Source organism: Chryseobacterium carnipullorum (assembly GCF_900142785.1).
In the GTDB taxonomy this organism is placed as follows: Bacteria; Bacteroidota; Bacteroidia; order Flavobacteriales; family Weeksellaceae; genus Chryseobacterium; species Chryseobacterium carnipullorum.
In genome coordinates this window covers 42,543-68,570 of record NZ_FRCD01000005.1, presented here as the reverse complement: position 1 = coordinate 68,570, position 26,028 = coordinate 42,543, and the positions used below count along the sequence as shown (strand labels likewise).

Here is a 26,028-nt window from a genome sequence, read left to right as displayed (position 1 = left end):
CCACTGATCGATATATTTTAAAAAAAAATCAACACATGTCCGAAAAACAAAGACTTTCAGAAATCTCATGGAAAAAATGGGGACCCTATGTCAGCAATCGCGAATGGGGGCTTGTCCGCGAAGATTATAGCGGAAACGGAGATGCATGGAACTATACCAGCTATGATACCGCAGAAGCCAAAACCTACCGCTGGGGTGAAGAGGGGATTTGTGGAATCTGTGATGATCTTCAGAAGCTGGTCTTTTCCATCGGATTCTGGAATAAAAAGGATAAAATGGTCAAAGAACGTTTTTTCGGTCTTACCAACGGGCAGGGAAATCACGGGGAAGATGTCAAGGAATATTTTTATTATCTGGATTCTACCCCAACGCATTCCTATATGAAGATGTTGTACAAATATCCTCAGAATGCTTTTCCTTATGAAGATCTTTTAGAAACGAATGCCAAAAAAGGTAAAAATGAGCCTGAATATGAGTTGATCGATACCGGAGTCTTTGATCAAAATGAGTATTTTGACCTGTTTATTGAATATGCTAAAGAAAGTGAGCACGATATCTTAGTTAAGCTTACAGTCGTCAATAAGTCTGAAAAAGAGGCACCGCTTGTCATACTACCTACAATATGGTTCAGAAATACATGGAACTGGGGATACGATGATTACAGACCGAAGCTGAATAGCGAAGATCCGCAACATATTGCGATTGATCATAAGGATCTTGAGATTAAAAATATCTATGCAAAAGAGTCATTAAAAACACTGTTCTGTAATAATGAAACCAATACTGAAAGACTGTATCAATCTCCCAGTGAAGTAAAATACTGCAAAGACGGAATTAATGATTTTGTCATTAATGGAAATTCTCAGGCCGTTAATCCTCAAAGTAACGGAACTAAAGCTGCTTTTTTTATTGATGACGTACTGAAAGCAGGAACGTCTAAAATTTTTGAATTCAGAATAACAGATAAAGAACTAAAAGAACCTTTTGCCGATTTTGAAGAAGTCTTTGAGTTAAGGAAAAAAGAAGCAGATGAGTTTTATGCTGAAATTCAGAGGGGAATAGAGTCGGACGACGAAAAATTGGTTCAGAGACAGGCTTTTGCAGGAATGCTCTGGAACAAAATGTACTATCATTATAATGTGGAAAAGTGGCTGAAAGGAGATCCGGCAGAAATACCACCTCCCAAATCCCGTGAGAAGATCCGGAATTACCAATGGAAGCATCTGAATAACGAACATATTATTTCCATGCCGGATAAATGGGAATATCCGTGGTATGCGACCTGGGATCTTGCGTTTCATACCATTAGTTTTTCATTGATAGATCCGGATTTTGCAAAATATCAGCTGAAACTTTTTCTGTTTGAATGGTATATGCATCCCAATGGCCAGCTTCCTGCTTATGAATGGAATTTAAGCGATGTGAATCCGCCGGTTCATGCATGGGCTGTTTTCAGAGTGTTTAAAATAGATGAATACATCAAAGGAAAACCGGATATTGAATTTTTGGAGAGTGCTTTTCAGAAACTCCTCATGAATTTTACATGGTGGGTGAATAAGAAAGACAACAACGGAAATAATATTTTTGAAGGAGGCTTTTTAGGACTGGATAATATTGGGGTTTTTGACCGCAATACAACCCTTCCCAATGGAGAACAGCTGGAACAGTCGGACGGAACAAGCTGGATGGCCATGTTTGCGTTGAATATGATGAGAATTGCACTCGAACTGGCTTTATACAACATTGTTTATGAAGAAATGGCGATGAAGTTTTTTGAACACTTCCTTGCCATTGCCAATTCACTCGATAATATGGGCGAAGAAGAGTTCAGCCTCTGGGATCAGGAAGATGAATTTTTCTATGATGCCATTGCTTCCAGTGATGGTAATCATATGTACTTAAAGTTGCGCACGATTGTAGGGCTGATTCCCATGTTTGCCGTTGAGGTGATCGATGATGAAATGATTGAAAAACTGCCCAATTTCAAAAAAAGAATGAAATGGGTACTTGAAAATAAACCCGAACTGGCCTCCCTCGTATCCAGATGGGAAGTGAAAGGACAGGATTCCAAACACCTTCTCTCACTGCTCCGTGGTCATCGTTTAAAGAGACTTTTAAGCAGAATGCTGAATCCGGAAGAGTTTCTGAGCGATTATGGAGTGCGTGCATTGTCTAAAGAATATGAAAAAAATCCCTATACCTTAAATTTAAACGGAACCGATTACTGTGTGAAATATATGCCTGCAGAAAGTGATAGCGGACTTTTCGGAGGAAACAGCAATTGGCGTGGGCCGGTATGGTTTCCAATCAATTTTCTCATTATTGAGAGCCTTCAGCGGTTTTTCTTTTATTACAGTCCGGATTTTATAGTAGAATATCCTACGGGAAGCGGAAATTACTCCAATCTGGATGAGATTGCAGATTCTCTAAGCAAAAGGCTTTCTAAGATATTTTTAAAAGATGAAAACGGAAAACGTCCGGTGAATGGGCAGTATGAAAGGTTTCAGACGGATCCGGATTTTAAAGATTATATCTTATTCTACGAATATTTTCATGGTGATAATGGAAGGGGAGTGGGAGCTTCCCACCAGACAGGATGGACAGGACTTATTGCAAAAATCCTACAACCAAGATTCTCTAAAAAAGAAATAGCTGAATCTGAAACGGAAATGCCGGGAGAAACGAAGCGTTAAGAGTTGAGGGACGATACAAGGTGATTTTTTATAATTTCCATCTTCCATCCTCAAGCTTTATTAAAAACAAAAAATCTTATATCATTCAAATATCTGCTGGATCACCTCCAGTGATGCCGGGACCTTAAAATCTGTCATATGATAATGATAGTAGACCAGAAGACTGTCCAGGAAATCTTTTCTTAAAGACGAATGTATTTTTGTTGTATAAAGGTTTTCTGAGCAGAGTGCTGTTTTCCAGATATTTGATATTTCTTCATTGAAGAGTTGGTGAGCAGGGGCTGCAGAGAATGTTCCGGTTTCCGGATCCAAATAAGTTCCGCTATTAATCAAAGGGGCAACTCCCTGAATTTTTAATATCCTAATTAAAAATAACAGATGACACTGATAGTTTTTGCTGGTCAGTTCAGTGACAAATTCATCAATACCAAAGAATAAGCCCGGGTTTTTGTTTTCGTGTCTTAAAATCTGATTAAGGAAGTCCGAAATGAAAAATATGACCGTATTGGCTTTGATATCCATATACATATCTGGATTCTTCACCAGTTCAAATCTAGACACTGATGGTATTCCATTACCTCTCGTGGGATGAATGGTAAAACTGAGCATACTCAGAGGCTGAAGCAAGGCTTTCTTTTTATTTCGTTTAGCATAGATCCCTTTTACGAAATAGGTCTGAAAGCCATCCTCTTCTGTAAAACAATGCAGAACAGCATCATTTTCGCCATATTTTATGAATGATAATAAAAATCCGTTTTGTGAATTCATTAATTGACCACAGCTATTTTTGCGGTAGCTTTATCTGATGCGTCTTCGTTGGTCATCAGTACAAAATATATTCCGGAAGCTACTCTGTTCCCCTTCATATTATTAAGATCCCATTCATAATAACCTCCTCTGGCCACTGCAGAATGTATTACATTTCCAGCGGCATCTGTGATTCTGATATTGGTTTTTTCAGCAAGACCTTTAATGGTAACCTTTCCTTTAAAATTTGAATACACTACAGGGTTAGGATAGACTACCACATTTCCAAAATTGGCCGTCAAATCAGCTACATCTCCCTGGTAGGCAACAATACCGTTAAAAGTTACAAAATATACTTTTCCTGTTTTTTTGTCGACCTTAATATCGGTAACTGAATTGGTAGGAAGAGGCGAATTTTCTTTTGTAAAATGCTTAATGGTTTGCTGTCCGTCGGAAGAAAGATAATATACCCCACCTCCGTCTACAGAGATCCATTTATAATCTCCTGCATCTACTTCTATCTGCAGTATCTGACCATCTCTGAAAAGTTCTTCTCCAAGCCCGCCTTGCTCTATGATAATAGGTTCTACTTTAGGATCCGGATTTTTTATTTCTGTTACTGCATTGGACATTATTCTTAAACCACTGTCAGTGCCTATCCAGGCATCTCCGGACTTACTGAATGCAACAGATAATGTTCCCTTTGAATTTCCGGCGAACCCATTAGAATCTTTTAAGATATAATCTACATCATCAGAAAGATTCGTTGGATTTTTATAATCGTATACGATAAAATTATTACTTCTGGGAATAGGAATCCACAGTTGATTTTCATGGAATATCGGTTTTTGCATTCCTTCACTTGATATTCCGAATTTTTTTATGATAAAATCATCCGCTGCCTTGTCATAGATTCCTATCGAAGGTGAGCCGTCATGGAAACCTACAGAAACGAAAATATTGTTCTGATTGTCAAATGCGAAACCTACGGGACGACGGTAATAGATACTGGGTGCACCCATGTCATAATATTTTGATAGATCAAAATCTTTATTACCGGGATTATACTTCATTTTATAAACACCCTGCGCACCTACCGTATAGTTCGTAAAAAAAACTTCACTGTTGTCAGCGGGGTTCATTACAGCATCAAGAACATTGATGGGAAAAGTCTTGCCTATGAAATAAGACGGGTAGATCCATTCCGATCCATTAAAGTAGTAAAATCCAGGTTTTTTAGGATTTTCTCCAGGCTGATTATACCTGTTCAGTCTTGAACCTGACGACACCAGCATCTGGTTGTTATCATACAGATTAATTTTATATGAAGAGTTGGAATAAGGACCTGATGGTTTATAAGTGATACCGCCTTCGTCTTTTATTCCTGAAAGTATCGTTCCTCCATATACTTTTCCGTTGACAGTTAAAGCTGTATTACAGTCTTCTCCCATACTTACAGCGTTTAATAAGACTCCGTTTAATCCAAATGTATAAATTCTACTGTCCGTTACTACAATATTATTTGAACTTAATGTAATGTCTTTGATACCTCCAAAAGTTCCGGGAAGAGGAGTTCCGGTTCCGCTATTGTAGATAAATGCAGCAGTTGCTGATGAAAAAATAAGTGAGGAAGACTCTCCGTCAATATGCTTAAAGGATCCGGGTATTTCCGTAGTCCATGTAGAAAATACGGGAAATGTTGTATTCAGTTCGTGACTTTTCAAACCTGTATTGGTAACAGAATATAATTTGTTTCCAAAAATAGTGGCTTCATTACTGGCTTCATAGACACCGCCGCTTACAAAAAATGCAGAATCTCCGAATTCCTTCTTATTAATATTAAATATAGAAACTCCATAACCCACAGAAATTACCGCCTGATCTCCTGTAATCGAAATATGATTGATTCTTTTGCTTCCATTATAACCGGTTGCAATGGGTATATCAACAATATATTTGATTTCCTGAGGAGTGATAACGTCCATTGAGCCGTTGGCATATCCCACCACAGCGATCTTAGTCTGCGGATTATAGTCAAAAGCAGATATATTAACATCATGGAGACCTGTGGCTTTTGACAGCTTAGTAATTTCTCCTGTTGCTATGGTATAATAAAATATCCCATTTTCTGTCGCGGCTACTATTTTTCCATTGTCTTCCTTCATAGCCAAGACATTGTTGTAGGAAAAATGATCCGTCCATTTTTTTGATGAAATGACCTGCGCATTGATGAATTGCAGGGAGGCTAAAGTAGCGAGAGAGAGTAATGAGAGTTTTTTCATATTATACGGTTATACTGCTGTCTATTGTCTGGTTGTTCCAGGAAATATGCTTTACGTTTTTATTTGCATCAAAGTAAAAATCTATTCTGCCAAGAAGAAGACCTGCCCATCCTACCTGATTGACCAGAACGTTTTTCCCTTGTCGGTTGGTAAAGGTTTGTGGTTCAGATAAAAAAGTATGGGTATGTCCGCCCAGAATAATATCAATATTCTCTGTTTTGGCAGCAAGAATTTTGTCACTTATTTTATTAGGTTCATCTTCATAATCATAACCTATGTGCGAAAGGCAGATCACAAGATCACATTTTTGTTCATTTTTAAGAAAGTTGGAATAGTGCTGGGCTACATCTACAGGATCCGAATATACGGTTTCACCATACTGTTTTTTACCCACAAGTCCGTCCAGTTGAATACCTACTCCGAAAATACCTACTTTTATTCCGTTTTTATTAAAGATCTTATACGGTGAAGTCTTTCCATCCAGAACGGTATTCTTAAAATCATAGTTTGAACAGATAAAAGGGAATTTTGCATTAGGAAGAACTTTTAAAAATCCATCTAAACTATTGTCAAAATCATGGTTTCCCATTGTTGAAGCATCATACTTCATCATAGACATCAGCTTAAACTCCAGCTCACCTCCGAAGAAATTGAAATAAGGAGTTCCCTGAAAAATATCACCTGAATCCAGAAGCAAAACATTGCTTTCCTGATTTCTTATTTGCTGTATTAAACTAGCCCTTCTTGCAAAACCACCCTGATTGGGATTTTTGGTATAGCTTGCATCAAAAGGTTCTATTCTGCTGTGCTGGTCATTGGTATGAAGAATGGTCAGTTTATTTGTGGAATTTAAATTAAGAATTTTTAATTCTTCCGCCATCATCATTTGGGGAGCTAAAGACATTGCTAAAGTTCCACCACCTAGTACTTTTAAAAAACTTTTTCTATCCATTATTTCTTACCGATAAAATTTAAACGAATATCTGTATTGGGAACTACTTCAGACGTTTTCTTGAAATATTCAATGAAAAGATCCCTCAATTTGATTCCGGTAGAAATAGCTTCTCCTTTGGAAAAGAATTTCATATTGTCACCCCCTAAAGCCAGATAATCTGAAGTTGCGATATGATAATCCTGCGTAGGAACTATAGGTTTTCCATTGATCAACGATTGGGTAAGCTGCCCATTTTTGGTTTCTATGTACAAATGAGAAACAGGATTGTTTACCTGAGTTTTTGCATAATAATCAAAAAGTCCCTGCAGATCTGTCCCTTTCATTTTTACAATGATCACTTCATTTTCGAAAGGCATGACTTCAAAAACGCTTTTCAGAAGAATATCTCCTTTTCCAATCGTAGTACGGATACCACCGATATTGATCAGGGCAGCGTCTACATTTTTTTTAAGATTGGTTTTCGTCCAGGCATCAGCGCCTTCGAACGTGTAATCGGCCAAAAGATTACCCAGATTGCTGTTATCCCCTTGTTTGGTAAGATCTACACTGGTATGAGAGATTTTCTGATTCATCTCTTTGTCCAGTTTTTGCTTATAAGGTTCGATAACTTTTACAAACTCCCCATCATTCTTTAGCTCATTATTAATAGAAATGTTTTTCTGGATCTTTACATCCGCCATCTGCAGCGTAGAAGCTGTTTTGCAGGCAGTAAGCGAAGCCAGAGCAATTCCTAGTAACAAGAATTTATTTTTCATAATATCTTTTAGTATATGCAAATATAATTATATGTAGAATAAAACATTATTATTTATTACAAATTCTTCTGGTAAATTATTAAATTTGACGAAAATAATTCTAACAGATGAGCATTTTAAAAGGAGTAGGTGTTGCATTGGTAACGCCCTTTAATGAAGATTTATCCGTTGATTTCGACAGTTTAACAAAACTTGTTGAGTATAATATCGAAAACGGAACCAATTATTTAGTTGTTTTGGGAACTACAGCAGAAGCTGCAACGCTTTCTGATGAGGAGAAGAAACAGGTGATTGAGCATATCATTAAGGTTAATAACAAACGTCTTCCTTTGGTTTTAGGAATTGGCGGGAACAATACTCTTGAAGTAAAGAAACAGATAGAAGAAACAGATCTTTCAGCATTTGATGCAGTACTTTCTGTATCTCCATACTATAACAAACCGAATCAGGAAGGACTTTACCAACATTATAAAATGTTGGCTTCTACCGGTAAAAATATCATTATTTATAATGTTCCATCGAGAACAGGACAGAATCTTGAAGCTGACACGACGATCCGTCTGGCAAAAGAATTCCCTAATCTGTTGATGATCAAAGAAGCGGCACCGAATATTCTTCAGTACTTCGATATTTTAAGAAAGAAGCCGGAAGGTTTTTTATTGGTATCAGGAGATGATGAATATACATTGCCTGTAACTTTAGCCGGTGGAAACGGAGTGATTTCCGTGATCGGGCAGGGGTATCCAAAAGAATTCTCTACAATGGTTCAGTTGGCTTTTGAAGGAAAAGTAAAAGAAGCATACGAGATTCACAATAAGTTGGTTGAAATGACAAGATTGATCTTTGCAGAAGGAAATCCATGTGGAATTAAAGTGATTTTAACGGAAAAAGGAATCATCAAAAATTATCTGAGACTTCCTTTAGTTCCTGCTTCAGAAGGTCTTTATGCGAAGATCAAAGCTGAAATGGAGAAAATTTAATAAGCCGTCAATGGTGAATTTTGCTTCGCAAGTGAATTGTCAATATTTAAAGTTAAGTGTTGACACCTCACCATTGACATCAAAAATACCAAAGGTGAAAAGTTCCGGCTTTTCACTTTTTTTAATCATAAAAAGTATGAAATTAATAAAGGCGACAGAAAAAGATATTCCCCTTATTCAGGATCTGGCGAAAAGATCATGGGAAAATGCTTATGCGGATATTCTCTCCGGTGAGCAGATGGACTATATGCTTTCGGAAATGTATTCCGAAGCAGAAATCAGTAGTCATCTCAACAATGCAGATTATCATTATTATATGATTCAGGATGATAATAATGGTTCGTATGAGGGCTTTATAGGATACCAGCATCATTATGAAGAGGGAACCACAAAACTTCACCGGATCTATTTAGTTCCGGAAAGCAAAGGGAAAGGTTTCGGAAAAGCTGCCCTGCAGTTTCTTAACGGTAAAGTAGCTGAGAACAGAGATAAAAGGATTATATTGAATGTCAACAAATACAATGCTGCCAGAAATTTCTACGAATCCCAGGGATACAAGGTGTACGGAGAGGGAGTTTTTGATATAGGAAATGGTTTTGTGATGGATGATTATCTGATGGAATTCTTAATTCACGAATGAATGACTTAAAATTGTGTAACATTTAATTTTAATTCTATAACATGTGATGTTTCTTTTTGGTCCATCTTTGTATCAGAACCAAATCACTTTCAATAATACATTCATATGCTTGGTTTTGAGCTTTTGCAGCTTTTTATCAGTATATTTTTTTCATCCTTAGTGTTTAAATTCCTGTATTCTATATGCAGGAGTTTTTTGTTTTTATACATTATGTTAAAAAAATTCACTGCTATTTCACTTTTAAATGAAATAAATTATTATATTTACTTCGAAATTTGACACACTTATATTAGGATGAAAATGTATGTAAAATTTGATTTCAATGCTCTCTGTAAGAAAGTGTTGGATGAAAAGCTAAAAGAGCATGGGCTGAAATACCGCCTGCTGAACTTTGGTGAAGTGGAGTTCTATGAACCGATTACCAAAGAGCAGCATAATCTATTTAAGAAGAATCTTGGAGATTACGGTATAGAGATTATTGAAAGCCAGAAAACGGCTTTAATACAGAAGATAAAAGATGTCATCGTAGAGCTCGTTTTTGCCGAAAACGCTATTCCCGTAAAAGCATCTATTTATATTGCTGAAAAACTGAACCATAGCTATGGTTATCTTTCCAATCTTTTTTCTGAAGTAGCCTATACTTCAATAGAGAATTTTATTATCCATCAGAAAATTGAGTATGCAAAAGAGCTGATTTTAAATAATAAACTGAGTCTGACAGAAATTGCCCATAAACTGAACTATTCCAGCGTAGCCCACCTGAGTACCCAGTTCAAAAATACAACGGGCATTACGCCTTCTCAGTTTCATAAGATCATTACCAAGAGAAGAAAGATCCAAAGCATGGCCACAAATTCTAAAATGATGTATGAATAAAGAATATTTAAATGTAATAGCAGCAGATAATGACGAGGGTAATATAATATTTTTTAAAAATATTTTCAAGGATTTAAGGATCGGAGTAAAGTCCCAATGTTTCTCGAGCGGAGAGGATCTTATGGAGTATCTTACAAGTGAAGGAACCATTATTCCTGAAGTTGTTTTCATTAAATATGACATTCCCGGAAAAAATTCTATGGAATGTCTGGATGAAATAAAAACAGATTCCAGATTAAGCAATATCATCATTGTAATATACAGTGATCAAATTTCTGAAAGTGAAATAGAAGAAATATTTGTTAATGGAGGCAATATTGTTATGAGAAAGCCAGACACCTATGACGGTCTTAAAAAATCACTCACAGAAATAATTACAATAAACTGGCAGTACCATACTTCCGGACTTAATAAAGATAATTTCATCATGAAAGTATGATGGATAAAGTAATTTTTAGTTTTTATTTATGAAGGTGTAATTGGTATTTAATACATACTATTCACATAAAGGTGAGAATTGTATAACTAATAATGAAAATGATATAAGACAAAATCGGCGTAATATCACCAATTTTGTAAATGTAAACATTGCAACACAAATTAACATATAAAAAGCAATGGATGATAGAGAATAGATTATTTCATTTAGAAATCAAGATATAAGTCACAATGTTAGTTTTAACAAAATGAATTATGTTCATTTCCAGCTATAAAGCATAGAAGATCTTTAAACAAAACGGTACAATCATGAAAACTTAAAAAAGTTGAAGGGTATTTATTCGTTTCATTCCCACTTCCTTCAACTTGAAACAGTTAGTTTTTATAATAAGCAAGCTGGAAAAATAATTCATTTTGTTTTTTTAATTTATTTTAATAGTCAGGACTGAAAATTCAAATAATATATAAATATTTTCACACCAAATCACAAGATATTAAGTTCTGACTACTAGAATAAATTCTTTACACAGACCAAAAGTAATTTCTTCTAAATAACAGTTTTATAAGGGGGCCGCGGAAAGATTTTCTTTTCGCGGTTTTTTTATGAAATTTTACTCCACTTATTCTTTCCTTTGTAGTACCTCAGGTAGTAGTTTTTGATGATCAGGTTGTCCGGATTAGCCAGATGGGGATCTGCTTCCAGAATCTTATCAACTGTATTTTTTGTGGTTTTGATAATGGCAGAATCATTCACAAGATCCAGTCTTTTAAAATCTACCACTCCGCTTTGTTGCGTTCCCAAAATATCTCCGGGGCCTCTGAGCTGCATATCCACCTCTGAAATTTTAAACCCGTCATTGGTCTCTGTCATCGTTTTGATACGGGTTCTGCTCTCCTTAGATAATTTATCGGAAGTCATAAGGATGCAGTAACTCTGTTCTGCCCCTCTTCCTACACGGCCTCTCAGCTGGTGAAGCTGTGAAAGTCCAAATCTTTCTGAACTTTCTATAACCATTACAGATGCATTAGGCACATTCACACCTACCTCAATCACAGTAGTTGCGACCATGATTTCTGCTTTACCTGAAGCGAAATAATTCATAGCGGCATCCTTTTCAGCAGGTTTCATTTTTCCGTGAAGCATTGTAGTATTATAGTCCGAAAATGCGGTCATTACATGGTCAAGGCCTTCCATCAGATTTTTATAATCCAGAGTTTCTGATTCTTCGATCAGTGGATATACAAAATAAACCTGTCTTCCTTTTTTAATCTCATCCCTGCAGAAATTATACACATACGTTCTGTCTTTTTCTCTTCTGTGCGCAGTGATAATAGGTTTTCTTCCTACCGGCATCTCATCAATCACGGAAACGTCAAGATCAGAATAAAAACTCATGGCCAGCGTTCTTGGGATAGGCGTTGCTGTCATGACTAAAATATGTGGAGGAATTTTATTTTTAGCCCATAATTTAGCTCTCTGTGCCACACCAAATCTGTGCTGTTCATCGATAATAGCCAGACCAAGATTTTTAAACTTCACCTTATCTTCAAGAACGGCGTGTGTTCCTACCAATATAGACAACGTTCCATTTTCAAGTTCTTCGTGGATGATCTTTCTTTCTGAGGTTTTGGAAGAGCCGGTCAGTAGACGCACATTGATGTCCGTCGCCTCCAAAAACTCTTTGATGCCATTATAATGCTGTTGTGCCAAAATTTCAGTAGGCGCCATCAGACAGCTCTGAAAGCCATTGTCCATTGCAATCAGCATGGTGAGTAAAGCAACCATTGTTTTTCCTGATCCTACATCACCTTGTAAAAGCCTGTTCATCTGAACAGGTCTTTTCATATCCAGGCGAATTTCTTTTAAAACCCGTTTCTGTGCCCCCGTAAGGTCAAAAGGGATATGATGATTATAAAAATCATTAAAATGATCACCAACAATAGGAAATGGATTTCCGGGTGAATGGCTTTTGTGATGTAGTTTTTTAAGGGCATAACCCAGCTGGAAAAAGAAGGATTCTTCAAACTTCAGTCTGTTATCGGCTTTTTCGTAATGCTCCATGTCCTTTGGGAAATGGATATTTAAATAGGTATGTTGTCTTGATAAAAACTTAAAGGCTTTTGTAAGATAGTCCGGAAAATTTTCTTCAACCAGATTCGGAATTTCTTTGCAGATATTTCTTAATATAACCTGAAAAAATCTTTGATTCAATCCTCTTTTAGTCAACTTTTCGGAGCTGGGATAGATCGGCTTCAAACGGTTTTCACCTTCTTTTTTTTCTTCCACTTCTATTTCAGGATGTGGCATGGAAAACTGGCGGTTGAAAACATTGATCTTTCCGAAAATATAAACTTCACGGTTAATCGGAAGCTGTTCCTTCAGCCATTTCGAATATTGAAACCATACCAGATCCATTGTTCCCGTATCATCATTGAATTTTGCCGAAAGCCTTTTCGTTTTTCCGGTTTGAACCTCCTGTACCTGTGTGATTCTCCCCTTAAGCTGTATTTCAATACTGCTTTCCTCAAGCTGGGAAATTTTAAATACTTTACTTTTATCCAGATAGCGGATAGGGTAGAAGTTCAGAAGATCATCAACGGTTGAAAGACCCAACACACTTTTGATGAGTTTGGCTCTGTCTGGACCGATTCCTTTTACGTATTCTATGGAAGTTTCTGGGGTCATTTTTAAAAATGAGGCCTAATTTCGGGAAAATAGCCTGAAGATTAAAATTTTTTACTGGAAATATTGCTCATCAATATCAAAAAAGCGGCTTCCAATGTATGAAAGCCGCTGTATGATTTTAATCCTTGATGCCGGATTTGAATTTTTTCTGATAATCTTCCCACTGATCCCTGGTACGGATCTTTTTAAAAAGATCTTTTGAGATAAATTCTAAATAAGGTTCCAGTTCTTTGGCAGACAATTCTCCCTGAAGAATGGTGATAGGTCCTCCTTTTTCGTCCAGAAACACCGTGCTGGGAACAGCACCTACATTCATGTATTGAGTGAACTCGTGGAGGGAGTTTTTTCCTTTCTTATGTTCTGTATTATTATTGGAAAATGTTCTTTCGAAGACCTCAATAGATTTTTTCTCTTCTGCATTGAACTTAACCGGATAGTAGTTTTCATTTAAAATCCGGGCAATTACATCGTGACCGTATGTTTTTTTGTCCATTATCTTGCATGGTCCACACCAGTCTGCATAAAAATCGATCAGAATTTTTTTTGGATTTTCTTTTTGAGCTTTTAAAGCTTCTTCGATGGTCATCCATTGTACCTGAGCGAAACTAAAATTGACTAAAAGAAGAAGGATTATGCTTATAATTTTTTTCATAATTTGATATTTAAGTAAAAATAAGCATAATCTGCTTACTTTATTTTACCTCCTGCATTAATTTTTTCACGAACGGAGATATCAAAATTAATACCACCCCGGCAATTACCGCGTATAATCCCAATTGTTTATATCCATCAGTATAAGTGATTAAAACATCATAGTTGGTAGAACCTTCTTTGGCGGTGGCAAGTCCGGCACCAATAATTCCGGCTACATACTGTCCGTAAGCCGAAGCCAGGAACCACATTCCCATCATCATTCCCTGAAGATTCTTCGTAGAAAGTTTCGTCATAATGGATAATCCGATTGGTGACAGACAAAGTTCTCCAAGCGTGATGATCAATAATGCCAGCGTGAAAAAGTTCAGTGAAGTGATCCCCTGAAGATCTGCGAAAAGTCGGGTTGCAAATAAAACATAGTACCCAATACCCAGGAAGATAAATCCTAGACCGAATTTAACGATGGTGTTAGGTTCAATCTTTCTCTTGTTCAGCCATATCCATAAAAGTCCGATAAGCGGAGCAAGGAAAATAATGAAGAATGCGCCTCCTGAATTATTCACTCCATTCGGATCTAATCCTAAAAGATCTTTATTAAGGTTTTTAGCGGCGAAAATACTTAGAGAACCACCACTTTGTTCATAGATTCCCCAGAATATAATAGAGAAGATAATGAAAACTAAGGCTGCCCAAAGTTTTTTACGCTCTGATGCGGTTACTTTTGACATTTCATAAAAAAGATAGATCAGGGTCAATGGCCCGATAGTCCACATAAAATAATCAGTATATTCCGTTTTGGCTACCATTTTCATGATAATTGGAACGAAGATAAGAGACAATACGTACACTCCGTATTCTTTCCATTTGGGAATCGGGGCAGATTTAATTTCAGCTAAAGGATGTCCCGGCTGAAGTCCTATGGTACCCATTCTTCTTTGAGTAAAAATAAAATTGATAAGACTGATGACCATGACCACTGAAGCAAGTCCGAAGGCTACATTCCATCTCATAGCTTCCGAGATCATACCGCCTAAAATTTCACCTTTACCGATGGCAATACAAAGATAACCACCCAGTAGAGCGCCCAGGTTGATACCTGCATAAAAAAGAGAGAAACCGGCATCTGCTCTTGAATCGTTTGGCTTATAAAGCTGTCCTACCATGGATGAGATATTAGGTTTGAAGAAACCTGTTCCCACTACGGTAAATGCTATTCCCAGGAAAAAGAATTGATGGGGGTCGGCTGCCAGAATCAAACTTCCTACAATCATCAGAAGTCCGCCCCAAAAGAGTGATTTTCTGAATCCAAGGATTTTATCAGCGAAAAGACCGCCAACAAATGTGAAGGCATACACGAATGCCTGGGTAGCGCCATATTGAAGGTTAGCTTCTTTTTCATGGAAATTCAGCTGTGAGATCATAAAGAAAACCAGCATTCCACGCATTCCGTAGAAACAGAAACGCTCCCACATTTCAGAGAAAAACAGGCTCCAAATCTGTCTGGGATATTTTCCTTTGAAATTTTGTATTTCATCTAGAGTTAAGCTCATAATTGTATATGATTGATTTTATTAGGGTTGTTTATTGTTGTTTTGGTTCAGTTCAAAGCGAATTTTGTCCTGGTTAATGATTTCTTTTAATTCCTCTTCTTTGGGAAGGTAGAGAAGGTATTTGTTGACAATTCCATTTATTTTGAATAGACTCATTGATATAATAATTCCTTTTGTCAATAGGGCCAAGCCTTATCAGTAATCTGTAATGAGTCCAGCTCAATTCGTGACGCAGTGCGTCACATTTTGGAAATGCCTGGTAAAAGGAGCGCATATTCCTTAATTTACTTTCGTCAAAACCTTTTCCAAACTCCAGAGAAAGTTTCTTAGAAAGATTTTTTAAGGTTTGCTTTCCGTATTCAGCGCGTTCTTTTCCCTGTTGTTCATCTTCTACAATCAGATTTCCGATCTGCCAGTAAGTAAGCAGTAAAGTAGAATTCGCGATCCGAAACACTTTTTCTCGCGACTGCCTAATAATTTCCTTTACGGATTGAAATAAAGAATCTTCGGAAATTTCCATCATACGAAAATAAAAAAAACCTCCGACTTAGCAGAGGTTTTTATTGTATTTTGTTGATGCGGTTATTTTACACCGTGCATCATTTTCTTTAAGACTGGAGATAGTAACGCCAAAATTACAGCTGCGATACCACAAAGTACTACGAATACCATAAAGAATTCAAATAGATTGTGGATCTCAAATCCTGCAAATGTAGGATTGTGTAGTGGCAACTGAGCTTTTTCAAATGCTACCGCCTGATCAGCCGTTAATGTCACTTTTTTATCTAAAACATCCTGAAGATCAACGCCTATTTCCTTTGCTTTAGTGAATTTGTCACCTGTAGCCGGGATAAGAGCGCCCAATGAACCTGCCAAAGCATACCCTGCAGCATTGGAAATAAAGAATACACCATATAATAAAGAGGCAAATCGTTTAGGAGCAAGTTTACCTACCAGTGATAGACCAATTGGAGATAAACAAAGCTCACCACAAGTCTGGATGAAATAAAGAAGCATCAACCATTTGATGGCCAATAATCCTGAATTTCCAAGATCTTTTACATTGTGTGCAATGATGAAATAAGAAAGAGCGATCAATGCTAATCCCATTGCCTGCTTGAAAGGAGACACGGGTTCTCTTCCTTTTGTTCTTAATTTATCCCATGTTAAACTGAATGGAACTGCTAATAAAACAACGAAAATACCGTTGAAGATCTGAACCATTGAAGGAGGCATATTCCATCCGAAAATGTTTCTGTCTGTTTGGTTATCTGCAATAAAGGTTAATGAAGATCCTGCCTGCTCGAAAGCTGCCCAGAAGAATATGATAAAGAAGGATACGATATAAATTACCCAGATTCTTTGTCTTTCAATCTTGTTTTCTGCAGAACTCATGATAAGGAAGGCTAAGGAAATACCAGCTGCATAAATGAAAGGATAAATAATTCCTTTGATCATTTGACCCATTTCAACCGCGTTAAACCCGAATTCTCCTACCAAAAGATATCTGAAGGCAAAGAATAAAACAACAAATAAAAATCCGGTAATCCCTAATGATGTTCCTGAGAATTTGGCTGTCTGAGTTTCGCCTTCTTCAAAGTCTGCACTTGTATTGTTCTTTGGTAATCCACCGATAGGTCTTCCTTCCGGGGTTACTACATACTTATTTTTAAGGATGAAGAATGTCACTGTTCCAATGACCATGGCAATGGAAGCCGCTAAGAATCCCCATTTGAAAGCAAAAATATCTCTTACTCCTGTCGTTGCATCTTTCACGTCTCCTACGTACGGGCAGATAAACTGTCCAAGGAATGCTCCGATGTTGATCCCCATATAGAAAATGGTGAATGCTGAGTCTAATTTGGATTTCTCCTGTTTAGGATAAAGACTTCCTACCATTGAGGAAATATTAGGCTTGAAAAATCCATTACCGAAAATGATAACGAATAAAGCCAGCCACATAATCATTTTTGAACTGCCAAGATCGGCAGAGAAAGTAGAGGCACTGATAAATAGTAGAAACTGGCCGATAGCCATTAAAGATCCACCGATTAAGATGGCATTTCTGTTTCCGATATACTTATCTGCAATGAATCCTCCCAAAAGAGGCGTTAAATAACATAAAGCTAAAAATCCACCGTAAATGATTGCCGCATCAGCCTCTTTTATTAATAAGGAATTTACCATAAAGAGCGTCAAAAGGGCTCTCATCCCATAAAAGTTGAAACGCTCCCACATTTCTGTTCCGAAAAGAACCCACAATCCCTTTGGATGCCTTGAATTCTTATTCTCTACAAATTCATCCGGTTTCGGACTTAATGCTTCAATATTATCCATTCTATTGTTAATTTTTGTTAAGACTGACAAATATAGTTTTTTTTGAGTTTTTGGCAAGGTTTTAATTTTATATTTAAATAAAAAAGCTGCAGAGTGATTCTGCAGCTTGATATTCTTTATGATAATGGCGCATTAGTGCCCTTTTTCCTTCATGATCTTGTTTAATCTTTTTAACATGGATAACCCTAAAAGTGTTGCAAATATTAACAGAGCGAAGTTCACCAGGAAGTAATTCATTTTGTTGTCGTAATTGTACCAGGTACTTGCCAGAATTCCTGAAAGTTTATTTCCTACTGAATTGGCCAGGAAGAAACCTCCCATCATCAATGCCGTAATTCTTGCCGGGGAAAGCTTGGAAACAAAAGAAAGCCCCATCGGAGAAAGGCATAATTCCCCGACAGTAATGACTCCGTAACCGGCAACCAGCCAAAGTGGCGATACTTTTACGGCGCCGTTGTCTCCGGCCATCACAGCAAGAACCATGACCAGACAGGATAATCCGGAGATAAATAGTCCCAATACAATTTTTGTAGGAGTTAAAGGTTCTTTTCCTTTCCTTCTCAATAAAGCCCAGAATCCTACAACCACCGGAGTCAAAGCAATTACCCAGAATGGATTGATAGACTGGAATAATTCCGTGTTATATAAATAGACTTTAGATTCAGGATTTCTTTCCAGGGCTGCACGCTGCTCAGGAGAAATATTTCTGAAGTAGATATCTTTTCCTGTTTCCTTAATGCTTTTTCCATCCTTGTCTTTTTGAGATTGGAACTGGTTATCGTAGACAGGAACTTCTTTGTCTTCGTAGCTCTTTCCTTCTACCATATAAATGTCTTCAAGAGGTTTTTCTAAAGAGGCAGGAACACTTCTGTCCGTATAATAATTGGCCCATCTCGTAAGTGCTGTCCCATTTTGTTTAAAGACTGCCCAAAAGAACATACTGATCAGGAATACTGAAAGCAGTGCTCCAATAGAAGGTTTTTCTTCCGGTTTGGCTTTAAAGTAAAGCGAAGCATAAAAGTAAATAACAGGAACACAGGCAAAAATAAAGGCATCCGTACTGTCGCTTCCGAAAATATTGCCTGGAATAAACCATCCTATAGCTCCCACTGCAATGGCAGGGACAAAAACTTTAATTAAAATTTCAGAAAGTTTAGTGTCTCCTTCTTCTACAGGTTTCATTTGTGCAGCGTGGATATAGTGTTTTCTTCCGATGGTAAAAATTACCATTCCGATGAGCATACCAACTCCTGCAGTAATGAATGCTTCACCCCACCCGAATTTATTACGCATGAAAGCAGCAATAATATTACAGATAAAGGCTCCGATATTGATTCCCATATAGAAAATGTTGTATCCGGAATCTTTATTGGCTTTATAAGGTTCTTCAGAATAGAGATTTCCTAATAACGTAGAAATAGTAGGTTTGAAGAATCCGTTTCCAATGATGATCAGGGCTAAAGAACCGTAGAAAAGGGGAAGTTCTTTGAAGACGCCCATTCCTATATATCCAGCGGCCATTAAAATTCCACCCAGATAAATAGATTTGATATATCCTAAAACCCTGTCAGCCAAAAATCCTCCAAGGAATGGCGTTAAGTAGGTCAAAGCGATGTAGGTTCCGAAAATATCATCGGCTGTTTTGTCCGGAAGCCCAAGTCCTCCTTTTAGTCCGGTGGGCTCAATGACATAAAGAACAAAGATTCCAAGAATCAGATAGTACCCAAAACGCTCCCACATTTCTGTGAAAAAGAGAAAGGGCAGGCCTTTAGGATGTTTAGTCTTCATATATTCAATTTTCAAATTTCCCAAAAATAAGTTTTTAATTTCAATTGATAAAATAAATAATACTCTGAGAAATGATTAATGAAATAAATAAAAATCCCTTTCAGAATTTGAAAGGGATGATCTATTCATTTACTTGTAAATCTGAGGCGGGGGCACGGGTGCCTGTTCATTTCTTACCAGCTTCTCGGCTTTTGAAAGGCCGTTGATCAGTTTTTCAAGATCTTCTTTATTTTTTGCAAAGAGATGACTGTAGGTATATGCAGAAAGATGGCAGTAGCCGTAAGTCGTCTGAAAATAATTATCCATAAAATCAAAAGGTCCATCATCCAGTTTTTTTGAATAATTGATGTGGAACATAGGTAAACCATTCACTGTTCTATATTCAGTCTTCTTTAAAGTTAAAATATTGGGCGTATTCAAAACAGATCCGATCGCCTCATTTTTAATTGCTTCAATATTTTCTTTTTTGGAATTGATACAATAGAAATAGCCGTACAGTTTTGAATCGTCTGAGCTCACAAAATGATATTCAGAAAATCGGATATTGTCACTTTCGTAAGCGTCCCATTTTTTCTTATCAAAATAAACACCACCGTCAGCACGTTCACTGCTTACCAATGAATCTGCAGAGGGTGATTTTGTAAGGAGTTGCTTATTGACAGGAATATTTTTAAATGCTTCACGATCTTTACTGTTGGCGTAGGTCCAGGTTTTATCTTTATACAGAATAAGTTGTGCACCATTTTCAGTTATTGCGGTTGTTTGAGCAAGGTGAAATTCAGCATTGATTTTTCTGATTTCCCAATTTCCTTCTGAAAAAACAGCAACCTCCATTTTCTCCTTTGTCATTGCCAATGCCTGCGAATCTGCAAAAGAATAACATATGAGCATTGGCAAAACAAATAGATATTTCATATTACAGATTCTCAATAATAAAATCTGTCATTTTCTGATACAGTTGTGGTCTTGTCTGGCCACCGTGAATCCCGTGGTTTTTATCAGGATACGCCATGAAATCAAACTGTTTTTTGTTCTGGATCAATGCTTCAGAGAATTCCATGGAATTTTGGAAATGTACGTTGTCATCGGCTGTTCCGTGGATCAACAGGAACTTGCCTTTCAGTAGATTAGCATATTCCGTTGGAGAGTTTTTATCATATCCATCAGGGTTTTCCTGTGGTGTTCTCATGAATCTTTCTGTGTATACGGAATCATAATATCTCCAGTTGGTCACCGGTGCTACAGCAATTCCTGCCTTGAAAACATCGGCTCCTTTGGTCATTGCCAGACTGGTCATATACCCACCGAAACTCCATCCGAACATTCCGATTCTTGTTTTATCGATATAAGACTGACTTCCGAACCATTTTGCGGCAGTGATCTGATCTTCAATCTCGTATTTCCCTAAATTCATATAAGTCACTTTTTTGAATTTAGTTCCTTTGTAACCCGTTCCACGACCATCTACACAGGCAACAATATAGCCTTTCTGTGCCAAATGATTAAACCATAAAGTATTTCCATTGTCCCAAGAGTTCGCCACCTGCTGTGATCCCGGTCCGGAGTATTGGAACATAAATAAGGGATATTTCTTTTTGGGATCAAAGTTCTTAGGCTTTATGATCCATGCATTCATCTGATCACCTGCGCCATTTGGAATGGTGATGAATTCTTTCTCTGAAAAGTTATCAGCCTTTAATTTCTGAAGCTGATCGTTATTGTTCTGAAGTTCTTTTACCGTTTTCCCATTTCCGTCTTTTAATACGTACGTGTATGGTTTTGAAGCCGTGGAGGATGTTTCGATGAAATAATTGTAATTTTTGCTGAAGTTGGCAGAATTGTTTCCTTCTGTATTAGAGATCAGCTGAGATTTTCCGCTTTCAATATTCACTTTGGAAACGACTTTATTAATGCTGCCTTTTTCAGTGGTCTGAACGTAAATTTCCTTAGATTTTGGATTAAATCCATAAAAATCGGTTACTTCCCAGTTTCCTTTTGTAATCTGTTTTTTAAGCTTTCCATCTTTGTCATACCAATATAAATGACGGTTTCCATCTCTCTCCGAAGCCCAAAGGAAAGAATCATCCTCAAGGAATTCCAGAGTAGGGCTGTCGGTGTCAATCCATTTATCATCCGTTTCAGTAAACAGTTTCTGAACTGTACCGGTTTTAGTATTGACCTTTAAAATATCAGAAGCATTCTGAATTCTTTCAGAAGTAACCAAAACCATCTCGTCCGGCTTTGCGGTTTGAATAACATTGGGAATATAATAGTTTTTAAAAGAGCTCAAGTTGAGCGGTATCGTTTTTCCGGAATCAAGACGGTATAACTGTGCAGAAACGATAGAGTTTTTTTCTCCCGCTTTGGGATATTTGTAACGCATTTCAGCAGGATACAGATTTTTTCCATAGATGGGAATGTAGATCTCCGGAACCTGGCTTTCATTAGATTTTACAAATACCACTGCATCCGAGTTTTTAGTCCACTCAAATTGTCTGGCATGTCCGAATTCCTCTTCATATACCCAGTCTGCAAGTCCGTTGATAATTGAATTTTTCTTACCATCATTCGTAATCTGAGTAATTTTTCCTGAGCTCAGATCCTGATAGAATAAATTGTTGTCTGCGATAAATGCTACTTTAGTGGCATCTGGAGAAAATCTTGGCTCCTGAACTGTTTTGCCATCATTTAAGCTGATCGTTTTTCCTGATTTCAAATCTTTTACCTCAAATTTTCCCAGGAAAGAATGTCTGTAAATCGGCTGGCTTTCTTTTAAAAGAAGAATTTTTGACTCATCATCAGAGAACTCATAGCTTTCAAAATTACCGTCAACAATATTTCCTTCTTTTTGTGAAGTTTTGTAAGAATACTTTGCAATTCCTGTTGGTTCAATGACCAGATAATTCTCTCCATTCTTCATGGAAGCAATACCGGCAATGCCTTTTCCGCGATAATATCCTGAATATATTTTATCTAATGTGATTTCCTGTGCAGCCACATTATAGAATGCTACAGCCACAGTAAGAGTTAAGAGTATTTTTTTCATTTCTAATTTTAATGGATCTCAAAGATAATAATTTTATTAAATGCATAAAAAAGCTTTTTTAATACAGGTTTTGGCAATAAAATTGAATGTATCATTATACAATCAAATTAAATAATAATTATGGAAACGAATGCATATAACCAGAAACTGAATCGATACGTTTTAGCCGATCAGATTGTTTATACTGGATTTTCAAGTTTTAAGGATGCAGAAGAATGTGCAGGAAAAAAAGGAGGAACTTTAGTAGAGGTAAGTTTTAAAGATGGAAATGATAATCCACAAATTACCAGTGAAGCCGGATTAATTGAAAAAAAACTTCATTACTATGTTTATGCCGGCGATGAATATAAATTTATTCACTCATCAGATCCCGGATTTAGAAAATATGCTGATGAACTGCAGAAAATAAAAGCCAATAGAGATAAAACCAGTCCGGATGAACGATATTTTGCCAGCTTTGAAATCGAAAATATAGAAGACCCGATCATTGTGATCAAAAATGACCATTTTGAATCGGTAACTTCCAGAGAACGCTCAAAATATTTGAAGCACGCAGAAGTTTATGAACTTGGGGTATCCCTGCCAAAATCTTAAAAAATTTTATCATGAGCAAAACCAAATATTCAGACAAAGCTCAGGACAAGGTAGGAGAGGTCATGCACGAATTCAAAGAAGGAAAACTAAAGTCCTCTTCAGGAGAAAAAGTCACCAACAGAAAACAGGCTATCGCTATTGGAATTTCAGAAGCCAAAGAAAAAGGCTTAAAAGTACCCAAGAAGAAAAAAGATTAATTTCTAGTAATAAAAAATTCCGTGAATCGATTCACGGAATTTTTTATTGTTGCCAGATACCCAACATTTGTCTATTGATACAATATTTTATAATATTCATCTGCCATACGGTCACTATTAAAGTGCTCCTGAACGTCATTCATCGCATTGTATTGAATCTTTCGCCATTGATCTGGCTGATCATAATAGGTTGGAAGAATTTCATTTTCAAGAATATCATACAATGTGTTAAGATCATAAGTATCCTGTTCGTAAATGCTCATATTCGCATAATCAGCTTGTGGAACTACAAAAGAGTTTTCTCCGGGTTTAGCAAATTCCGGAATCCATCCATCATCGGTAGACAGATTTACAGATCCGTTCATCGCCGCCGTCATTCCGGAGGTTCCCGAAGCTTCTCTTGGCACCCTTGGATTGTTGAGCCATAGGTCTGAACCCTGTTTCATAGACTTACTTAAAGCAAGTTCGTAGCCTGTAAGAACAGCCATGTTTTTATGATTCTTACTTTCCTCGACGAGTGTGTTAAACGTAGAAATTGCAGAATAGTCCATCGGATAAGGTTTCCCCGACCAAATGATCTGTACCGGATATCTTGGATTATTTAATAATCTGTAGAACCTTTCTTTGTCATGCAGCAATAAGTCTGCACGTTTATAACCGGCAAACCTTCTCGCCCATACGATGGTGAAAATATTGGGATTAAACAGATTTCCCGTCTGATCTGCAACAATAGTGAAAAGCCTTTTCTTTAAATGTTTTTTGCGGTAATCAAAAACAGTTTCGTCGTTTTCATCTTTTGCGTTGTAAAGAGGCTTGTCTGCCCAGTATTTAAATTCCTGAGCATTTGTAATGGAGGTGATTTCACATATTCCGGGATATTTACTCCACATCGCTCTGGAAACTACCCCATGAAGTTGGGAAACGCCATTTGCTATTCTTGCCATTTTCAAAGCACATAAAGAATGGTTGAAACGGTCATCATCTGCTCCTTCAATGCTTTTTACGTCCTGCATACTGAATCCCGAGAAATAAGACATATCGTAACACAATTTCAGATTATGTTTCTCATTTCCTGCTTCTTCAGGAGTATGGGTGGTGAAAACCAGTTTTTCTTTTACCCTGTTCAGATCTCCGTTGTACTTTTTCAAAAGATAGAATGCTGCGGGAAGTCCGTGGGCCTCATTAAGATGATAAACATCTCTTTCCGTATTCATTTCATCCAGTAGTTTTGCTCCACCTTTCCCTAGCAGAATATATTGTGCCAGCTTTGTAGATTCATTGGCATCATATAGTTTATGACAGATCGTTTTGGATACATGATCATTTTCAGGAACATCTGTAGAAAGGAAAAACATGGGTGCTGTATTGAAAATTTCGGGATCAAGGTACCAGACTTTTACCCATACCGGGGCGCTGTGGATCTCGATCTGGAATTTTATTCCGGTGTCTTCAAGAAAACTATACATTTTTCTTGTCCATACCGGCTGAAGGGTCTGGTCATGGTTTCTGGCCTGGTCATAATAGCCAAACTTCCAAAGAATTCCGATCCCTATAAGGTCCTGTTTCAGGTTATACGCACTTCTCATATGAGAACCGGCAAGAAATCCCAGTCCTCCTGAATATATTTTTAAAACCTGTTCGATCGCAAATTCCATCGAAAAATACACGACTTTTTTAGAATATTGTGGATTGACGCTGTAAGGTATTTTAAAATTTTTAAAATCCATAAATCACAGTTTTATTGTTAAAGCTCTAAAGGTATCGATTATGAAAATAAACTTTGTATTAATTATTTGATAAATTAATTTAAAAGTATCTGATGAATAGTTTTTTTACCTACCTTTAATAGGTAAATTTTTGAAAATCAAAAACTTCTAACGGTGAGAACCAATACGACATATGTTCTTTGGTCACATAAAAAAATCACCCATGAAAAAGACATTTTCTGATGAAGATTTAATAAAGAATCTAAGCCTATACTATATGAACCGGCATTTGAAAAAAAAGCCGATGGAAAAGTATCACCGTAAAATAGACGAATCTCCGCTTCATGACCGCGAAAAATACAGAAAAAAGTCAGAGATTCTGCTGCTTAATTCCTTTATGCATCATTTTCCTGATGTCAAATTTGAAGATCTTACCTGCGAAAGTCCAGACTTTATCGCCAAGCTCAACGACAAAAAGATCGGAATAGAGCTCACCGAAGTAATTAATCATCTGGAAATGAAAAAGGTAGAAAGTACTTTGAACAAAATGTTTCGTCAGGCGGAAATATTATTAGAACAGGAAGACACCGCGAAATACCGTGGTGTTTATTTTTTGGAATTTTACCCGAACATCAGGTTTGATAACATAGAAGAACAGGAGGAAAATATCATCAGCATTTATAAAAGCATTAAAAAAAATAAGGCTTTAGGTTGTGTCAAAGGAATGAGGAAATCTTTTCACCGCAGAAATGTTTTTATTACCCATGAATACAGTATGAATCTGTTTGATGAGCTGTGTTCGGAAAAAATTCTGGATCTTATCGATAAGAAAAATGAAAAGTTTCCCTATTACGATACTTCTGTTGATGAATGTTGGCTGGTCATCGTTTCTGATATGAACTCTATTGCCTCCAGATATACATTTATACAGGACAAAGAACATCTTCAGGAAGTAAAAAGTCCGTTTCATAAGATCTTTCATCTCGAAAATCTATGCGGAAATATTACAAGTATAAAATAGTTGTATTTTCTTAGTGGATATCGTAGTTTTTTGCTCTATCTATTTGAAATAATTTAAGATTTTTAAAAATCCATTGTTTGTGA

The 26,028-nt window shown here is 36.8% G+C and carries 21 protein-coding genes; 8 read left to right on the top strand and 13 right to left on the bottom strand.

The features are described 5' to 3' along the window. Positions 1-35: 35 nt before the first annotated feature. Positions 36-2,693 carry an MGH1-like glycoside hydrolase domain-containing protein gene (locus tag BUC06_RS07035; protein ID WP_073331731.1) on the top strand — a complete coding sequence of 886 codons (2,658 nt, stop codon included), beginning with the start codon at positions 36-38 and terminating at the stop codon, positions 2,691-2,693. An 81-nt stretch (positions 2,694-2,774) separates the two neighbouring features. Here BUC06_RS07035 and recO read toward each other — a convergent pair whose 3' ends face one another. Genes recO through BUC06_RS07015 form a run of 4 tightly spaced genes read right to left on the bottom strand, consistent with a single transcriptional unit; the run spans position 2,775 to position 7,432 of the window. Continuing rightward, entirely contained in the window at positions 2,775-3,461 is a 687-nt protein-coding gene (gene recO / locus BUC06_RS07030; protein ID WP_073331728.1) for a DNA repair protein RecO, read from the bottom strand. Further along, positions 3,461-5,722: a type IX secretion system anionic LPS delivery protein PorZ gene (gene porZ / locus BUC06_RS07025; protein WP_073331726.1), complete on the bottom strand. Its 2,262-nt coding sequence runs from the start codon at positions 5,720-5,722 to the stop codon at positions 3,461-3,463. The genes recO and porZ overlap by 1 nt, the downstream gene beginning before the upstream one ends. A gap of 1 nt (position 5,723) precedes the next feature. Then, the gene (locus BUC06_RS07020) at positions 5,724-6,674 is read right to left on the bottom strand and encodes a bifunctional metallophosphatase/5'-nucleotidase (RefSeq protein WP_073331723.1); all 951 of its coding nucleotides are present in this window, start codon (positions 6,672-6,674) and stop codon (positions 5,724-5,726) included. Beyond that, a complete protein-coding gene (locus BUC06_RS07015; protein WP_073331721.1) occupies positions 6,674-7,432 on the bottom strand; it encodes a 5'-nucleotidase C-terminal domain-containing protein in 759 nt (252 codons plus the stop codon). The genes BUC06_RS07020 and BUC06_RS07015 overlap by 1 nt, the downstream gene beginning before the upstream one ends. A 107-nt stretch (positions 7,433-7,539) precedes the next feature. On the opposite strand from BUC06_RS07015, the gene dapA reads away from it, so the two are divergent. The 4 genes from dapA to BUC06_RS06995 all read left to right on the top strand — a co-directional run bounded on the left by dapA (position 7,540) and on the right by BUC06_RS06995 (position 10,367). Beyond that, positions 7,540-8,412: a 4-hydroxy-tetrahydrodipicolinate synthase gene (gene dapA / locus BUC06_RS07010; protein WP_073331718.1), complete on the top strand. Its 873-nt coding sequence runs from the start codon at positions 7,540-7,542 to the stop codon at positions 8,410-8,412. A gap of 136 nt (positions 8,413-8,548) precedes the next feature. Then, positions 8,549-9,052: a GNAT family N-acetyltransferase gene (locus BUC06_RS07005; RefSeq protein WP_073331715.1), complete on the top strand. Its 504-nt coding sequence runs from the start codon at positions 8,549-8,551 to the stop codon at positions 9,050-9,052. A 294-nt stretch (positions 9,053-9,346) separates the two neighbouring features. Continuing rightward, complete coding sequence (locus tag BUC06_RS07000; protein WP_073331713.1) at positions 9,347-9,928, top strand: helix-turn-helix domain-containing protein; 582 nt, start codon at positions 9,347-9,349, stop codon at positions 9,926-9,928. Then, positions 9,921-10,367 (top strand): response regulator, encoded by a 447-nt coding sequence (locus BUC06_RS06995; RefSeq protein WP_073331710.1) that lies wholly within the window; start codon positions 9,921-9,923, stop codon positions 10,365-10,367. Before BUC06_RS07000 ends, BUC06_RS06995 begins: the two co-directional genes overlap by 8 nt. Before the next feature lie 600 nt (positions 10,368-10,967). Here BUC06_RS06995 and recG read toward each other — a convergent pair. From recG to BUC06_RS06955, 8 genes are all read right to left on the bottom strand, one after another. Continuing rightward, positions 10,968-13,052, bottom strand: coding sequence for an ATP-dependent DNA helicase RecG (gene recG, locus BUC06_RS06990; RefSeq protein WP_073331708.1), 2,085 nt, complete (start codon positions 13,050-13,052; stop codon positions 10,968-10,970). Between the two features lie 118 nt (positions 13,053-13,170). Then, positions 13,171-13,704 carry a thioredoxin family protein gene (locus BUC06_RS06985; protein ID WP_073331705.1) on the bottom strand — a complete coding sequence of 178 codons (534 nt, stop codon included), beginning with the start codon at positions 13,702-13,704 and terminating at the stop codon, positions 13,171-13,173. Positions 13,705-13,744: 40 nt separating this feature from the next. Continuing rightward, a complete protein-coding gene (locus tag BUC06_RS06980; RefSeq protein ID WP_073331703.1) occupies positions 13,745-15,256 on the bottom strand; it encodes a peptide MFS transporter in 1,512 nt (503 codons plus the stop codon). Between the two features lie 73 nt (positions 15,257-15,329). Next, entirely contained in the window at positions 15,330-15,779 is a 450-nt protein-coding gene (locus BUC06_RS06975; protein WP_228423641.1) for a DUF1016 N-terminal domain-containing protein, read from the bottom strand. A gap of 59 nt (positions 15,780-15,838) precedes the next feature. Further along, positions 15,839-17,593, bottom strand: coding sequence for a peptide MFS transporter (locus tag BUC06_RS06970; protein WP_073331698.1), 1,755 nt, complete (start codon positions 17,591-17,593; stop codon positions 15,839-15,841). A gap of 132 nt (positions 17,594-17,725) precedes the next feature. Then, on the bottom strand, positions 17,726-19,381 hold the full coding sequence (locus tag BUC06_RS06965; protein ID WP_073331696.1) for a peptide MFS transporter: 1,656 nt from the start codon (positions 19,379-19,381) through the stop codon (positions 17,726-17,728). 129 nt (positions 19,382-19,510) lie between these two features. Beyond that, positions 19,511-20,296: a hypothetical protein gene (locus BUC06_RS06960; RefSeq protein ID WP_139263327.1), complete on the bottom strand. Its 786-nt coding sequence runs from the start codon at positions 20,294-20,296 to the stop codon at positions 19,511-19,513. Between the two features lies 1 nt (position 20,297). Then, on the bottom strand, positions 20,298-22,427 hold the full coding sequence (locus BUC06_RS06955; protein ID WP_073331690.1) for a S9 family peptidase: 2,130 nt from the start codon (positions 22,425-22,427) through the stop codon (positions 20,298-20,300). 120 nt (positions 22,428-22,547) lie between these two features. Here BUC06_RS06955 and BUC06_RS06950 point away from each other — a divergent pair, with 120 nt between their 5' ends. After that, on the top strand, positions 22,548-23,021 hold the full coding sequence (locus BUC06_RS06950; RefSeq protein WP_073331688.1) for a hypothetical protein: 474 nt from the start codon (positions 22,548-22,550) through the stop codon (positions 23,019-23,021). 11 nt (positions 23,022-23,032) lie between these two features. Further along, the gene (locus tag BUC06_RS06945) at positions 23,033-23,218 is read left to right on the top strand and encodes a DUF6496 domain-containing protein (RefSeq protein WP_073331685.1); all 186 of its coding nucleotides are present in this window, start codon (positions 23,033-23,035) and stop codon (positions 23,216-23,218) included. A gap of 71 nt (positions 23,219-23,289) precedes the next feature. Here the strand turns inward: BUC06_RS06945 and glgP are convergent, their stop codons facing one another. Next, complete coding sequence (glgP, locus tag BUC06_RS06940) at positions 23,290-24,945, bottom strand: alpha-glucan family phosphorylase (RefSeq protein ID WP_073331682.1); 1,656 nt, start codon at positions 24,943-24,945, stop codon at positions 23,290-23,292. A gap of 202 nt (positions 24,946-25,147) precedes the next feature. Between glgP and BUC06_RS06935 the strand changes: the two genes are divergently transcribed. Next, a complete protein-coding gene (locus tag BUC06_RS06935; protein ID WP_073331679.1) occupies positions 25,148-25,945 on the top strand; it encodes a hypothetical protein in 798 nt (265 codons plus the stop codon). The last annotated feature ends 83 nt before the right edge of the window (positions 25,946-26,028 follow it).